This is a genomic window from Streptomyces sp. NBC_00370, assembly GCF_036084755.1.
Taxonomy (GTDB): domain Bacteria; phylum Actinomycetota; class Actinomycetes; order Streptomycetales; family Streptomycetaceae; genus Streptomyces.
In genome coordinates, this window is record NZ_CP107968.1 from 4,760,974 (window position 1) to 4,774,802 (window position 13,829).

The window sequence follows — 13,829 nt, forward strand, 5'->3', positions numbered from 1 at the left end:
GTCGCCCTCATGACCAAGTGGGAATACGCGACCGTGCCCCTTCTCGTGCACGCGACCAAGCAGATTCTGGACACCTGGGGCGAGGACGGCTGGGAGCTCGTCCAGGTCGTTCCCGGGCCGAACAACCCCGAGCAGCTGGTGGCCTACCTGAAGCGGGAGAAGTCGGCATGAGCGTGTCCGCCGCGGCCGGGGGCGCCCTGGGGGCCGTCGAGTCGTCCATCGCGAAGCTCGGACTGAGCCTGCCGGCGGTCGTACCGCCATTGGCGTCGTACCAGCCCGCCGTGCAGACCGGTCTGTACGTGTACACGTCCGGCCAGCTGCCGATGGTGGACGGCAAGCTTCCGGTCACCGGCAAGGTCGGCGCCGAAGTCACCGCCGACGAGGCCAAGGAACTCGCCCGCACCTGCGCGCTGAACGCGCTGGCGGCCGTGAAGTCCGTCACCGGCGACCTGGACCGCATCGCGCGCGTCGTGAAGGTCGTGGGGTACGTGGCGTCGGCGGCCGACTTCACGGGCCAGCCGGCCGTCGTGAACGGCGCGAGCGAGCTGCTGGGACAGGTCCTCGGCGACAAGGGCGTGCACGCGCGCAGCGCGGTGGGCGTGGCGGTGCTGCCGCTGGACGCGCCGGTCGAGGTCGAGATCCTGGTCGAGCTGACCGAGGCCTGAGGCCTGACTGGAACTTGAGCAGCGCTATGGGGTGAGGGTGTGGGACGCGGTACGTCACTGATGAGGCGCGTGCCACACCCTCTCGAACATCCGCACATCAGCGCATAGCATCCGGCCATGCCCAATGGTCAGTGGTACCCGCCCGAATGGCCGGACCGGATCCGCGCCCTCGCCGCCGGCGAACTGACGCCGGTGACACCGCGCAGGGCCGCGACCGTGATGCTGGTACGCGACGATCCGGGCGCCGACGGTACGGGCGGTCTCGCCGTCCATATGCTGCGCCGCCAGGCGTCCATGGCGTTCGCCGCGGGCGCGTACGTCTATCCGGGTGGCGGGGTCGACCCCAGGGACGCCCCAGGCCCGGACGACCGGCCCGTCGGCTGGGCGGGGCCCGGCCGGGACGTCTGGGCACGGCGGCTCGGTGTCGACGCCGCCTCGGCGCAGGCCGTCGTGTGCGCCGCTGTCCGTGAGACGTACGAGGAAGCCGGCGTCCTGCTCGCGGGGGAGAGCCCCACGACCGTCGTCACCGACACCACGGGTGACGACTGGGAGGCGGACCGCGCGGCGCTGGTCGAGCGGAAGCTGTCCTTCGCCGAGTTCCTGCACCGGCGGAAGCTGGTGCTGCGCAGCGACCTGCTCGGCGCGTGGGCCCGCTGGATCACCCCGGAGTTCGAACCGCGCCGCTACGACACGTGGTTCTTCGTCGCCACCCTGCCGGCGGGCCAGCGCACCAGGAACGCGTCGACCGAGGCCGACCGTACGGTGTGGATCGCACCGGCCGACGCGCTCGGCGCGTACGAGAAGGGCGAGCTGCTGATGATGCCGCCGACCGTCTCGACCCTGCGGCAGCTCGGCCGCAGCGCGACGGCCGCGGAGGCGCTGGCGGCGGCGGAGACGTGCGACATGACGCCCGTGCTGGCCAAGGCGCGGCTGGAGGGCGACGAGCTGGTGCTGAGCTGGCCGGGCCACGACGAGTTCACCAAACGGGTCGGACCGGCGGGTCCGGGCGGTGGCGCGGGCGCGGGTTCGGACGGGGGCCCCGGTGCGGATCCGGGCGGTCCCGCCGGCGTTGACGCCGACGTTGACGCCGCACACAGCGAGGGGGAGTCCCGATGACCGAGGCCGCAGCTCTTCCAGGTCAGCCGCGCGGCGGCGTGCTGTCCGGCCCCGCCACGGCGCGCGCGGTCAACGTACTCGCGCCCAACGCCTCGCCGATGACGCTCGACGGCACCAACACCTGGATCGTCGCCGAACCGGACTCCGACCTCGCTGTCGTCATCGACCCGGGCCCCTTGGACGACCTGCACCTCAAGGCGGTCATGACGGCGGTGGAGCGGGCGGGCAAGCGGGTCGGGCTGACCCTCCTCACCCACGGCCACCCGGACCACGCGGAGGGCGCCGCGCGCTTCGCCGAGCTGACCCGTACCGGCGTACGGGCCCTGGACCCGGCGCTGCGGCTCGGGGACGAGGGCCTGGCGGCCGGGGACGTGATCAGCACCGGCGGCCTTGAGCTGCGGGTCGTACCGGCGCCCGGCCACACCGCTGACTCGCTCTGCTTCCATCTGCCCGCCGACCGGGCGGTACTGACCGGCGACACCGTCCTCGGGCGCGGTACCACGCTGGTGGCGCACCCGGACGGCCGGCTCGGTGACTACCTCGACTCGCTGCGCCGGCTGCGCTCGCTCACGGTCGACGACGGCGTCGACACCGTCCTGCCGGGGCACGGCCCGGTGCTGGACGACGCGCGGGGCGCGATCGAGTTCTATCTCGCCCACCGGGCGAACCGTCTCGCGCAGGTCGAGACGGCCGTCGAGAACGGCCACCGGACAGCGGCCGACGTGGTCGCCCACGTGTACGCGGGCGTCGACAGGTCACTGTGGCCGGCGGCCGAGCTTTCGGTCCGGGCGCAACTGGCCTACCTGCGGGAACACGGCCTGATCGACGTGCCCGACGACTACTGAGATGTCGACGGCCACTGCGGCGTCAGGGCGAGCGACGTCAGCGACGTCAGCGCGAGCGCTTCGCGAGGCGTTCCACGTCCAGCAGGATCACCGCGCGGGCCTCAAGCCGCAGCCAGCCGCGCTGTGCGAAGTCGGCGAGCGCCTTGTTGACCGTCTCGCGTGAGGCGCCGACCAGCTGGGCCAGCTCTTCCTGCGTCAGGTCGTGCACGACGTGGATGCCCTCCTCGGACTGCACACCGAAGCGGCGCGACAGGTCCAGGAGCGCCCTGGCCACCCGGCCGGGGACGTCCGAGAAGACGAGGTCGGACATCTGGTCGTTCGTCTTGCGCAGTCGGCGCGCCACCGCGCGCAGCAGGGCCGTCGCGACCTCGGGGCGGGCGTTCAGCCAGGGCTGGAGGTCGCCGTGGCCGAGACCGAGGAGCTTGACCTCGGTGAGGGCCGTCGCCGTGGCCGTACGCGGGCCGGGGTCGAAGAGCGACAGCTCGCCGATCAGCTCGCCGGGGCCGAGGACCGCCAGCATGTTCTCGCGGCCGTCGGGGGAGGTGCGGTGCAGCTTGACCTTGCCCTCCGTCACCACGTACAGGCGGTCGCCGGGGTCGCCTTCGTGGAACAGCGCGTCGCCGCGGGCGAGCGTCGTCTCACCCATCGAGGCGCGCAGCTCCGAAGCCTGCTCGTCATCGAGCGCCGCGAAGAGCGGGGCACGCCGCAGAACGTCGTCCACGAGTTCTCTCCTATCGACCTGCTCTTGAAATGCTCAGAATGCTCAGGGATCCATGGTCAGGAAACCGTGGTCCCCATGATGCCGTAGGTACTGGTGATGTCGTACGGACTGCGCCTTTACTCGCTGCCCGGCACCACCTCTCCGATTACGCGCGGTGAAACCGTGCGATCAGTCACAAGTTTGACGCACAGGAGTGTCCCAGCGTGCCCGGGGGGCCGATTCGGGTGGTGATCTCCCATGGCCCGGGCGGATGTCAGTGTCGGGCTTTACGCTGGCCGGGTGTCGAAATCGCCCATGACAGCGCAGGCCAAGGGGGCTGGAAGAGTGTCAGCGGAGCCTAATTCCGCTGTGGGCGAACAGCCCTCGGCGAAAGCGAAAAAAGCCGCAAAAGGTCCAACGAAGAAAGCGGCCAAGGCAGCCACCAAGCAGACGAAGCCCGAGTCGGCCAAGCGAACAACGGCGAAACCCGAACCCGCGAAGCCCGCATCTGCCAAGTCCGGATCTGCCAAGCCCGCATCTGCCAAGCCCGCATCCGCGAAGCCCGCGTCCAAGCCGGAGTCGCGGCTGGCGATGACCCGCAGGGCCCGGCGGATCAACCGTGAGCTGGCCGAGGTGTATCCCTACGCCCATCCGGAGCTGGACTTCCGCAGTCCGTTCGAGCTCCTGGTCGCCACGGTGCTGTCCGCGCAGACCACCGACCTGCGGGTCAATCAGACGACGCCCGCGCTGTTCGCCGCGTATCCGACCCCGGAGGACATGGCGGCGGCGGTCCCGGAGGAGCTGGAGCAGGTCATCCGGCCGACGGGCTTCTTCCGCGCCAAGGCCAAGTCGCTGATCGGGCTGTCCACGGCCCTGCGCGACCGGTTCGACGGCGAGGTGCCCGGCCGTCTCGCGGATCTGGTGACGCTGCCCGGCGTGGGCCGCAAGACGGCCAATGTGGTGCTGGGCAATGCGTTCGGCGTCCCCGGGCTCACGGTCGACACCCACTTCGGGCGGCTCGTCCGCCGCTGGAAGTGGACCGAGCAGGAGGATCCGGAGAAGGTCGAGGCGGAGATCGCGGAGATCTTTCCGAAGAGCGAGTGGACGATGCTCTCGCACCGGATCATCTTCCACGGCCGCCGGGTCTGCCATTCCCGTAAGCCCGCCTGCGGCGCCTGCCCGATCGCGCACCTGTGCCCCTCGTACGGCGAGGGCGAGACCGATCCGGAGAAGGCGAAGAAGCTGCTCAAGTACGAGCTGGGCGGCCAGCCGGGCCAGCGGCTCAACCCGCCGGCGGACTACCCGGGAGCACCGGCCCCGCCGCTCGGCGGCGTGACCCCCGGCGCGGCGTAAGGCGAATCCGATTGAGCGCAGAAGATTGAGCACAGAAGGGAGCAGCGCCGTATCAGCACACGCAAGGATGGCGCAGGACCCGACCGGAACGATCCGGCGGACAGCAGGCGTTGTACGACGGGGGTGCCGATGACGCACGCTGAAGAGATCGTTCAAGAGGGTCACCAAGTGGGCTATCCGGAGCAGTACGCCGACCCGGCGAGAGCCGCCGATGTCGCCGATACGGCCAGTGCCGCCGCTGTCGCCGTCACGACCGACGGGCTGCCGGACTGGCTCCGCCCGGTCGAGCGCGCCGCACGCACGGTGGGGGCGGAGCAGCTCAGCCGTTTCCTGCCGCCGAAGAGCGGCGACGGGCGGCAGTCCGCCGTGCTCATCCTCTTCGGGGAGGGCGAGCGCGGTCCCGAGCTGCTGCTGATGGAGCGGGCCGGCAATCTGCGCTCGCATCCGGGGCAGCCGGCGTTCCCCGGCGGTTCTCTCGACCCGGAGGACGGCGACCCGGCCACCACGGGACCGCTGCGGGCGGCCCTGCGCGAAGCCGAGGAGGAGACCGGGCTCGACCCGTCGGGCGTCCAGGTCTTCGGTGTGCTGCCCAAGCTCTACATTCCGGTGAGCAGTTTCGTCGTCACGCCCGTACTGGGCTGGTGGCGCACCCCGACCCCGGTCGACGCGGTCGACCTGGGCGAGACCGCGCGGGTCTTCACCGTCCCCGTGGCGGATCTCACCGACCCGGCCAACCGCGCGACCGCCGTGCACCCCAGCGGGCACAGCGGCCCCGCGTTCCTTGTCGAGTCCGCGATGGTCTGGGGCTTCACCGCGGGCGTGATCGACCGGATTCTCCACTTCGCGGGCTGGGAGCGCCCGTGGGACCAGGACCGGCAGGTCCCACTCGATTGGCGCGCATGACAGGCTGGCCCAGCTGACCCCACCCCCGCGGCAGTCGCCCCATCGGGGCGGTGGGGGCGACCGGAGACGAATCTGCGAGGCTATTGACGGTGAACGTGCTGGACATCCTGCTGCTGCTCGCCGCCGTGTGGTTCGCGATCGTCGGCTACCGCCAGGGCTTCGTCGTCGGCATCCTGTCGGTGGTCGGTTTCCTCGGCGGCGGTCTCGTCGCCGTCTATCTGCTCCCCGTGGTCTGGGACCAGATCACGCAGGACGCCGAAGTCTCCACGACGGCCGCCGTCGTGGCCGTTGTGATCGTGATCGTCTGCGCCTCCGTCGGCCAGGCGTTCACCACCCACCTCGGCAACCGGCTGCGCCGCTTCATCACCTGGTCACCGGCGCGCGCCCTGGACGCGACGGGCGGCGCGCTGGTCAACGTGCTCGCCATGCTGCTGGTGGCGTGGCTGATCGGCTCGGCCCTCGCCGGTACGTCCCTGCCGACGCTGGGCAAGGAGGTCCGTAGCTCCAAGGTGCTCCTGGGCGTCTCCCGGGTGATGCCCAATCAGGCGTCGACGTGGTTCACCGACTTCTCGTCCGTCCTCGCCCAGAACGGCTTCCCGCAGGTCTTCAGCCCGTTCGCGAACGAGCCGATCAACCAGGTCGAGCCGCCGGACCCGGCGCTCGCCGGCAGCCCGGTCGCCGCGCGTGCCCAGCGCTCGATCGTCAAGGTCGTCGGCACGGCGTCCGGCTGCGGCAAGGTGCTCGAAGGCTCGGGCTTCGTCTTCGCCGACCGCAGGGTGATGACCAACGCGCATGTGGTCGGCGGCGTGGACGAGCCCACCGTCCAGATCGGCGGCCAGGGCCGGCTGTACGACGCGAAGGTCGTCCTGTACGACTGGCAGCGCGACATCGCCGTACTCGACGTGCCGGGTCTGGACGTGACCCCGCTCAAGTTCAGCGACAAGGACGCGAGCAGCGGCGACAGCGCGATCGTCGCCGGCTTCCCGGAGAACGGCGGCTACGACGTACGCTCGGCGCGCGTCCGCGGCCGTATCGACGCCAACGGGCCGGACATCTACCACCGCGGCACGGTACGGCGCGACGTGTACTCGCTCTTCGCGACCGTCCGGCAGGGAAACTCCGGCGGCCCGCTGCTCACGCCTGACGGCAAGGTGTACGGCGTGATCTTCGCCAGGTCACTGGACGACGCGCAGACCGGTTACGCCCTCACGGCGGACGAGATCCGCCCGGACATCACGCTCGGGCGCAACGCCAACCAAGAGGTCGACACCCAGGACTGCGCGCTGTAAGGGCGTAAGGGTCAGCTCCGCTGGTGGCGCAGCCGGGCGGAGACCCAGCGCGCCCTGCGGCGGAGGATGAGGGAAATACCGAGCCTGGGATCATGGCCCCCGACGTGCGGGGCACCCCCCTGGTGGGTGATCGGCACTGCGGCCGAGCGGCGGTTGCGTGGTGAATCACCGTAGTCGTGCGTCCAGCCCATACACCGACGTGTGCCCGTGGCCCATGGTCGGTAATCGCGCGGAACGCGGCCAATTGGCCTATGCGCGCGGCAATTGGCTGTTCGTAGGACGGGTGTTCGCACGGCCGGTCGCGGTGGCCTCGACGGGGTTGCTGACGGGGCGTCGGCAGGGTTGCGGGCGGGAGTGCCGACGGGCTGCCGACCGCGGTATCGGCGGGCTGCCGACCGTGGTGCCGGCCGTGGTGTCGGCGGGGTGCGGGCCGTGGTGCTGCCAGGGCTCCGGCGGGGCGGTTCAGCGGTCCGGTTCGGGGTCCTTGAGCCAGTTGATCAGCTCCGTCGAGAACGCCACCGGGTCCTCCTCGTGCGGGAAGTGCCCGAGCCCCTCGAAGAGGCGCCAGCGGTACGGCGCCTCGACGTACTCGGCCGAGCCCGCCGTGCTGCGCGTGCGCACCGCCGGGTCGAGCGCCCCGTGCAGCTGGAGCGTCGGCACCCGTACCGGCCGCTTCATCCGCCGGTTGAACTGGATGCCGTCAGGACGCGCCAGCGACCGCACCATCCAGCGGTACGGCTCGATCGAGCAGTGCGCGGTCGACGGGATCGTCATCGCCCGCCGGTAGACCTCGATCGCCTTGTCGTCGGGCAGCCCGGGACCCGTCCAGTCCCGGATCAGCTCACCGACCAGCGCCGCGTTGTCCGCGACGAGCTGACGCTCCGGCAGCCACGGCCGCTGGAAGCCCCAGATGTACGAGCCGGCGCGGCTCTGCGCCACGTCGGAGAGCATCGAGCTGCGCCAGCGGCGCGGGTGCGGCATTGAGGACACCACGAGGCGGCGCACCAGCTTGGGCCGCATCACCGCGGCCGTCCAGGCGAGATATCCGCCCAGGTCATGGCCGACGAGCGCGGCGTCAGGCTCACCCAGCGAGCGGATCACGCCGGTGATGTCGAGCGCCAGGTTCGCCGGGTCGTACCCCCGGGGCGTACGGTCGCTGCCGCCGACACCCCGGAGGTCCATGGCCACGGCGCGGTAGCCGGCGTCCGCGAGGGCGGGGAGCTGGTGGCGCCAGGTCCACCAGAACTGCGGGAAGCCGTGCAGCAGCAGCACCAGCGGTCCGTCGCCCATCTCGGCGATGTGGAAGCGGGCACCGTTGGCCGCCACGTCGCGATGGGTCCAGGGGCCGTCGAGGCGTACCGCGGAGGCAACCGTCGCACCAGAGCCTGTAACAGGGGCGGTCATGCAGACGAGCGTGCCACAGTCTTGCCGCTCTCCAGAGCCTCACGGGGGTGCGGCTTCGCGTTCTGCAGAACGGCGGCCGTCTCCTTGGCGGAGGTGATGGTCTTCTCGGGCGGCTTGATCTTCTTGAACTTCAGCATGGCGAGGCCGCCGAGCACCCCGGCCAGCAGCAGAAACGCGCCGCCCACGATCAGGAACGACCAGGCCAGGCCCAGGCCGAGGTTGTGGATCCCGTACGCGGCGGCGAAGCTCAGCACGGGGAGCGAGAACAGGGCGAACACAGCTGCGATACCGCCCGCGGCCCCGCCCATCACGCCGCGCTTCACGTCCTGGCGCAGCTCGGCCTTGGCGAGGGCGATCTCGTCGTGCATCAGTTCGGACATCTCGGCGGTCGCGCCGGCGACCAGCTGACCGAGGCTACGGTCGGCACTGACGGCTGGGACGGCGGTGCCGGTCAATACCGCATCGGCAACATGCTTGCCGGGGTCGCTCATCGGTGACTCCCTTTTCTGGTACTTCTCGTCTTTCGATCCGTTGTCAGATCATGCCGGACTGCGGCCGTCACCGCGCGCTGCCCCCGCGTGTCAGACCGAGCCGTGCTGCTCCGGTACCCCGAAATGTCCTGCTCATGGATGGGTACGCGAAGAGGCGCCCAGCGGATGTGCCGGGCGCCCCTTGTCGCCGCTCGTTTCTACGGGCCGCCCTCGCGGCCCGTTTCTACGACTTGCTCAGTCCTCGCTGGTGGCGCCCGGGAGCTGGCTCTGGATCAGTTCCATGACGGACGAGTCGGTGAGCGTGGTGACATCGCCCAGCGCGCGGTTCTCCGCGACGTCCCGCAGGAGCCGGCGCATGATCTTGCCGGAGCGGGTCTTGGGCAGCTCCTGGACCGGCAGGATCCGCTTGGGCTTGGCGATCGGGCCGAGGACCGTGCCCACGTGGTTACGCAGTTCGGCGACGAGCCCGTCGTCCACGGACGCCGTGCCGCGCAGGATGACGAACGCGACAATGGCCTGGCCCGTCGTCTCGTCGTTGGCACCGACCACGGCCGCCTCGGCGATCTTCGGGTGCGAGACGAGCGCGGACTCGACCTCGGTGGTGGAGATGTTGTGACCCGAGATCAGCATCACGTCGTCCACCCGGCCGAGCAGCCAGATGTCGCCGTCGTCGTCCTTCTTGGCGCCGTCACCGGCGAAGTACTTGCCCTCGAAACGCGACCAGTACGTGTCGAGGAACCGCTGGTCGTCGCCCCAGATCGTGCGGAGCATCGAAGGCCACGGCTCGGTCAGGACGAGATAACCGCCACCGCCGTCCGGGACCTCGTTCGCCTCGTCGTCCACGACCGTGGCGGAGATGCCCGGCAGCGCGCGCTGCGCCGAGCCCGGCTTGGTGTGCGTGACGCCGGGGAGCGGGGAGATCATCATGGCGCCGGTCTCGGTCTGCCACCACGTGTCCACGATCGGGGCCTTGCCGCCGCCGATGTTCTGCCGGTACCAGATCCAGGCCTCGGGGTTGATCGGCTCGCCGACCGAGCCGAGGACCCGCAGGGACGACAGGTCGAACTTGGCGGGGATGTCGTCGCCCCACTTCATGAACGTACGGATCGCGGTGGGCGCCGCGTAGAGGATCGTGACGCCGTACTTCTGGACGATCTCCCAGAACCGGCCCTGGTGCGGGGTGTCGGGGGTGCCCTCGTACATGACCTGCGTCGCGCCGTTGGCCAGCGGCCCGTACACGATGTACGAGTGGCCGGTCACCCAGCCGACGTCGGCCGTGCACCAGTAGACGTCGGTCTCCGGCTTGAGGTCGAAGACCGCGTGGTGCGTGTAGGCGGCCTGGGTGAGATAGCCGCCGGAGGTGTGCAGGATGCCCTTGGGCTTACCCGTCGTACCCGACGTGTAGAGGATGAACAGCGGGTGTTCGGCGTCCACCGGCTCCGGGGTGTGCTCGGCGGACTGGCGGGCGACGATGTCGTGCCACCAGACGTCCCGGCTGTCGTCGAAGGCGGTGTCCTGGCCCGTACGCCGGACGACCAGCACATGCGCGACCTGCGGACAGCGCGCAACGGCGTCGTCGATCGCGGGTTTGAGCGAGGTCGGCTTGCCGCGGCGGAAGCCGCCGTCGGCGGTGATGACCAGTTTGGCGTCGGCGTCCTGGATACGGGAGGCGACGGCGTCGGCGGAGAAGCCGCCGAAGACCACGGAGTGCGGGGCACCGATCCGGGCGCACGCCAGCATGGAGATGACGGCCTCGGGGATCATCGGCAGATAGACGGCGACGCGGTCGCCCTTGCGCACCCCGAGCTCGACGAGCGCGTTCGCCGCCCGGGACACCTCGTCCTTGAGCTCGGCGTAGGTGATGGTGCGGCTGTCGCCCGGCTCGCCCTCGAAGTTGATGGCGATCCGGTCGCCGTGGCCCGCCTCCACATGGCGGTCGACGCAGTTGTACGCGACGTTGAGCTCACCGTCGGCGAACCACTTGGCGAACGGCGGGTTCGACCAGTCCAGCGTCTCGGTGGGCTCGGTGGCCCAGGTGAGCCGCCTCGCCTGCTCGGCCCAGAAGCCGAGCCTGTCCGCCGCTGCCTGCTCGTAGGCCGCCGCAGTCACGTTCGCGTGCGCGGCGAGCTCGGCGGGCGGCGCGAACCGTCGCTCTTCTTTGAGCAGGTTGGCCAGGCTTTCATTGCTCACAGCAGCTCCCATTCCCAGGGCGTCCTTTTGTATCCCGATTGTCCCTGGTCTAGCTCATCAGGCGGATGCCCGGGTGACAAGGGCCTGAAAAGGAATTGGTTTAGACCTATGAGATGACCGGCTGAAACCTATCGCGCTCGGGCGACAAGGACGAGGGCGGCCTCCTCCTGAGCCGGACCGACGTCGGACCGGAGTCCAACCGCAGCCGGAGGAGAGAGGGGGCCGCCCATACTCACGGCGGGAACGGGGGAGCGGTTCAGGCGTTCACCTCGGCCCGTACGGTCGGGGCGACCCGGTTGAACACCTCCTCGCCGCCGACGGGTCCGCTGCCGGAGCCGTCTCCCGCTGTGTTGCCGTCCGCCAGCAAGTAGGCCTGCGCCTCGCCGACGTGGAAGTACATCCCGTGCAGCTCCAGCTTGCCTTCGGCGAGGCGGCGGGCGACCGCCTCATGGGCCCGCAGATGGTCCAACTGCTGGACCACGTTGGTGAGACAGAGCTGCTCGACCGCGTCGGCCGGCAGCCGGCCGGAGATCCTGGCCCAGGAGTGGTGCCTGCTGCGCATCCGCTCCAGGCTGGGCATCCCGTGGCGCAGCCAGCGCCGCAGCGGCGACGGGGGCGCGGAGTTGGGCGCTCCGCCGGTCCCGTCCGCCTCTTCGCCGGGGCTCTGCAGCAGGGCCTGCATCGCACCGCAGCCGGAGTGTCCGCAGACGGTGATGGACTCGACGTGCAGCACGTCGATGGCGTACTCGATGGCGGCGGCCACCGAGTCGTCCCCGCCCTCGGTGCCGGGCAGCGGCACCAGATTGCCGACGTTGCGCACGGTGAAGAGATCGCCGGGGCCGCTGGACGTGATCATGCTGGTCACGAGCCGCGAGTCGGCGCAGGTGAGGAAGAGCTGGGAGGGCCGCTGGCCCTCGCGCGCCAGCCGCGCCAGCTCGTCCCGTACCAGCGGGGCGGTGTTGCGCTGGAAGGAGCTGAGCCCCTCGGCCAGCCGGAGACTGTTGCCGGTCGCCCGGAGCAGCGGGGCCATGACGATGGGCGCCGGGGGCTCGGCGTCGGGGTCCGGCGGCACGGTGGTGGGCCGTCCGGCGGTCGGCTGTCCGGCGGTCGCCAGCCCCGGCGCTGGCTGTTCGGCGGCCAGTTGCTCGCCGCAGTGGTGGTTGCGCCACGGTGTCCAGGGACGGCAGCAGGCGTGCGCGGCGCCCGAGGCGCCCGAGGCGGGCTCGGCGATCCGGCCGCCGGCCGGGCCGGTGAACTCGGCCTTGCCGCCGTGGGCGATGTGCGAGGTCTGCCAGTCGTGCAGGGCCTCGTACGCCGCGTGGTCCATGAAGAAGCCGTCCAACTCGACGACGCAGTCGGCGTGCTGCGGCACCTGATGCAGGACCCGGCTGAGCCTGGGCACCGCGAGGAACGTCAACTGGCCCCGGGCGCGTACCCGGTGGACCCCGTCACGCTCCTCGACGGAGACGCGCGTCCTGGCCAGCCGGCGCAGCGCCACGGCCACCGCGACCGCCCCGCCGATCAACACCCCTTGCAGGACGCCGAACAGGATGACCGAGGCCACCGTCGCCACGTACACCAGGAACTCGCGGTGCTTGTGGACGTTGCGGATATGGGCGTACGACACCATCTGGATGCCGACCATCATCACCAGCGCGGCGAGGGCGGCGAGCGGGATCCACTCCAGCGCGGAGACGAGCAGTCCGGCGGCGACCAGCACCCATACCCCGTGCAGCACGGTGGAGGCGCGGCTGGTCGCGCCCGCCCGTACGTTGGCGGAGCTGCGCACCGCGCCGCCCGAGACGGCGAGCCCGCCCAGGATGCCGCTGAGCGCGTTGGTGACGCCCTGCGCCCGCAGCTCGCGGTCGAGGTCGGCGCGCGGCGTACGCGGCGAGCCCGCGCGCGGTGAGCCCTGCTCCTCGGCCGAACCGCGCCGTTCGGCCGCCAGTTTATCGACGGCGACGGCGGAGAGCAGCGATTCGAGGCTGGCCACGAGGGTCATCGTCAGGACGGCGGTGATCAGTCCCAGGACCGGCCCCCGGGGAACTTCCGGCAGTACGTGGGCGCTCCAGGACGGCAGGTCGACGCGGGCGATGCCGGGGGCGGCGACTGCGGCGACAGCGGTGGCGACGACGACACAGGCGAGCGCCGCGGGCACCCGGCGCAGCAGCTGTCCGACCCGGCCGGGGATGCGTGGCCAGCCGATCAGTACGGCGAGGGCGAGCGCGCCGATGAGCGGTTCCGCGAAGCCGACCCGGGTCAACTGCTCGGGCAGTGCGAGGACGTTGTCGAGGGCGGAGCTCTGCGGGGAGCCGCCGAGGACGACATGGAGCTGGGCGAGCGCGATGGCGACGCCGATGCCGGCGAGGGTGCCGTGCACGATGGCGGGACTGACGGCCAGCGCGGAGCGCGCGGCCTTCAGGGAGCCGAGCGCGATCTGGAGAAGACCGGCGCCGATGGTGATCGCGCAGGTCGTACGCCAGCCGTACTGATGGATCATCCCGGCGGTGACGACGGTCAGCCCCGCCGAAGGACCGCTCACCAGGAGCGGTGAGCCGCCGAGCAGTCCGGCGACGATGCCGCCGAGCCCGGCGGACAGCAGCGCGGCTCCCAGCGGGGCGCCCATGGCGACGGCGAGGCCGAGGGACATCGGGATGGCGAGCAAGAACACGGTGATGGACGCGGACACATCCGCGCCCGCGATACGGAATCGGCGGCGACGGCCTCCGGGGCCGTCACCCGACCCGGGCGGTGTCGGTGGGGTGGGGGACGTGCGAGTGGGGACGCAGGCAGACATGTTCCCGTCTCCTCCGGGGCGGCGCGGTCGCGGAAAGTTGGGTCGCGGCCGTGAGTCACGGCGTGCAGCGGCGGGA

At 71.0% G+C, this 13,829-nt stretch carries 13 protein-coding genes; 7 read left to right on the plus strand and 6 right to left on the minus strand.

What is annotated here, in order from left to right:
• Positions 1-9: 9 nt before the first annotated feature.
• From OHS57_RS21245 to OHS57_RS21260, 4 genes are all read left to right on the plus strand, one after another.
• Positions 10-171: a DUF4177 domain-containing protein gene (locus OHS57_RS21245; RefSeq protein ID WP_075033571.1), complete on the plus strand. Its 162-nt coding sequence runs from the start codon at positions 10-12 to the stop codon at positions 169-171.
• Positions 168-665 carry a RidA family protein gene (locus OHS57_RS21250; RefSeq protein WP_041986612.1) on the plus strand — a complete coding sequence of 166 codons (498 nt, stop codon included), beginning with the start codon at positions 168-170 and terminating at the stop codon, positions 663-665. The genes OHS57_RS21245 and OHS57_RS21250 overlap by 4 nt, the downstream gene beginning before the upstream one ends.
• 117 nt (positions 666-782) lie before the next feature.
• Entirely contained in the window at positions 783-1,781 is a 999-nt protein-coding gene (locus OHS57_RS21255; protein WP_328583028.1) for an NUDIX hydrolase, read from the plus strand.
• The gene (locus OHS57_RS21260; protein ID WP_328583029.1) at positions 1,778-2,626 is read left to right on the plus strand and encodes an MBL fold metallo-hydrolase; all 849 of its coding nucleotides are present in this window, start codon (positions 1,778-1,780) and stop codon (positions 2,624-2,626) included. The genes OHS57_RS21255 and OHS57_RS21260 overlap by 4 nt, the downstream gene beginning before the upstream one ends.
• A 46-nt stretch (positions 2,627-2,672) precedes the next feature.
• Here OHS57_RS21260 and OHS57_RS21265 read toward each other — a convergent pair whose 3' ends face one another.
• Positions 2,673-3,347: a Crp/Fnr family transcriptional regulator gene (locus OHS57_RS21265; RefSeq protein ID WP_041986606.1), complete on the minus strand. Its 675-nt coding sequence runs from the start codon at positions 3,345-3,347 to the stop codon at positions 2,673-2,675.
• Between the two features lie 294 nt (positions 3,348-3,641).
• On the opposite strand from OHS57_RS21265, the gene nth reads away from it, so the two are divergent.
• The 3 genes from nth (at position 3,642) to OHS57_RS21280 (ending at position 6,871) form a co-directional block, all read left to right on the plus strand.
• Positions 3,642-4,679, plus strand: coding sequence for an endonuclease III (gene nth / locus OHS57_RS21270; protein ID WP_328585123.1), 1,038 nt, complete (start codon positions 3,642-3,644; stop codon positions 4,677-4,679).
• A gap of 123 nt (positions 4,680-4,802) precedes the next feature.
• Positions 4,803-5,582, plus strand: a complete 780-nt coding sequence (locus OHS57_RS21275) for an NUDIX hydrolase (protein ID WP_443042928.1) — start codon at positions 4,803-4,805, stop codon at positions 5,580-5,582.
• A gap of 89 nt (positions 5,583-5,671) precedes the next feature.
• The gene (locus OHS57_RS21280) at positions 5,672-6,871 is read left to right on the plus strand and encodes a MarP family serine protease (RefSeq protein WP_041986601.1); all 1,200 of its coding nucleotides are present in this window, start codon (positions 5,672-5,674) and stop codon (positions 6,869-6,871) included.
• An 11-nt stretch (positions 6,872-6,882) separates the two neighbouring features.
• Here the strand turns inward: OHS57_RS21280 and OHS57_RS21285 are convergent, their stop codons facing one another.
• From OHS57_RS21285 to OHS57_RS21305, 5 genes are all read right to left on the minus strand, one after another.
• Positions 6,883-7,062, minus strand: coding sequence for a hypothetical protein (locus OHS57_RS21285; protein WP_078863492.1), 180 nt, complete (start codon positions 7,060-7,062; stop codon positions 6,883-6,885).
• 271 nt (positions 7,063-7,333) lie between these two features.
• Complete coding sequence (locus tag OHS57_RS21290) at positions 7,334-8,275, minus strand: alpha/beta fold hydrolase (protein ID WP_328583031.1); 942 nt, start codon at positions 8,273-8,275, stop codon at positions 7,334-7,336.
• Positions 8,272-8,766: a phage holin family protein gene (locus tag OHS57_RS21295; protein ID WP_078863491.1), complete on the minus strand. Its 495-nt coding sequence runs from the start codon at positions 8,764-8,766 to the stop codon at positions 8,272-8,274. Before OHS57_RS21295 ends, OHS57_RS21290 begins: the two co-directional genes overlap by 4 nt.
• 234 nt (positions 8,767-9,000) lie before the next feature.
• A complete protein-coding gene (gene acs, locus OHS57_RS21300) occupies positions 9,001-10,956 on the minus strand; it encodes an acetate--CoA ligase (protein WP_328583032.1) in 1,956 nt (651 codons plus the stop codon).
• 256 nt (positions 10,957-11,212) lie between these two features.
• Positions 11,213-13,645 carry a SulP family inorganic anion transporter gene (locus tag OHS57_RS21305; protein WP_328583033.1) on the minus strand — a complete coding sequence of 811 codons (2,433 nt, stop codon included), beginning with the start codon at positions 13,643-13,645 and terminating at the stop codon, positions 11,213-11,215.
• Between the last annotated feature and the right edge of the window lie 184 nt (positions 13,646-13,829).

Excerpts from the sequence above, each read along its gene's own strand:
- OHS57_RS21245 (WP_075033571.1), top strand. The coding sequence starts at position 10 with ATGACCAAGTGGGAATACGCGACCGTGCCCCTTCTCGTGCACGCGACC.
- OHS57_RS21250 (WP_041986612.1), top strand. The coding sequence starts at position 168 with ATGAGCGTGTCCGCCGCGGCCGGGGGCGCCCTGGGGGCCGTCGAGTCG.
- OHS57_RS21255 (WP_328583028.1), top strand. The coding sequence starts at position 783 with ATGCCCAATGGTCAGTGGTACCCGCCCGAATGGCCGGACCGGATCCGC.
- OHS57_RS21260 (WP_328583029.1), top strand. The coding sequence starts at position 1,778 with ATGACCGAGGCCGCAGCTCTTCCAGGTCAGCCGCGCGGCGGCGTGCTG.
- nth (WP_328585123.1), top strand. The coding sequence starts at position 3,642 with ATGACAGCGCAGGCCAAGGGGGCTGGAAGAGTGTCAGCGGAGCCTAAT.
- OHS57_RS21285 (WP_078863492.1), bottom strand. The coding sequence starts at position 7,062 with ATGGGCTGGACGCACGACTACGGTGATTCACCACGCAACCGCCGCTCG.
- OHS57_RS21290 (WP_328583031.1), bottom strand. The coding sequence starts at position 8,275 with ATGACCGCCCCTGTTACAGGCTCTGGTGCGACGGTTGCCTCCGCGGTA.
- OHS57_RS21295 (WP_078863491.1), bottom strand. The coding sequence starts at position 8,766 with ATGAGCGACCCCGGCAAGCATGTTGCCGATGCGGTATTGACCGGCACC.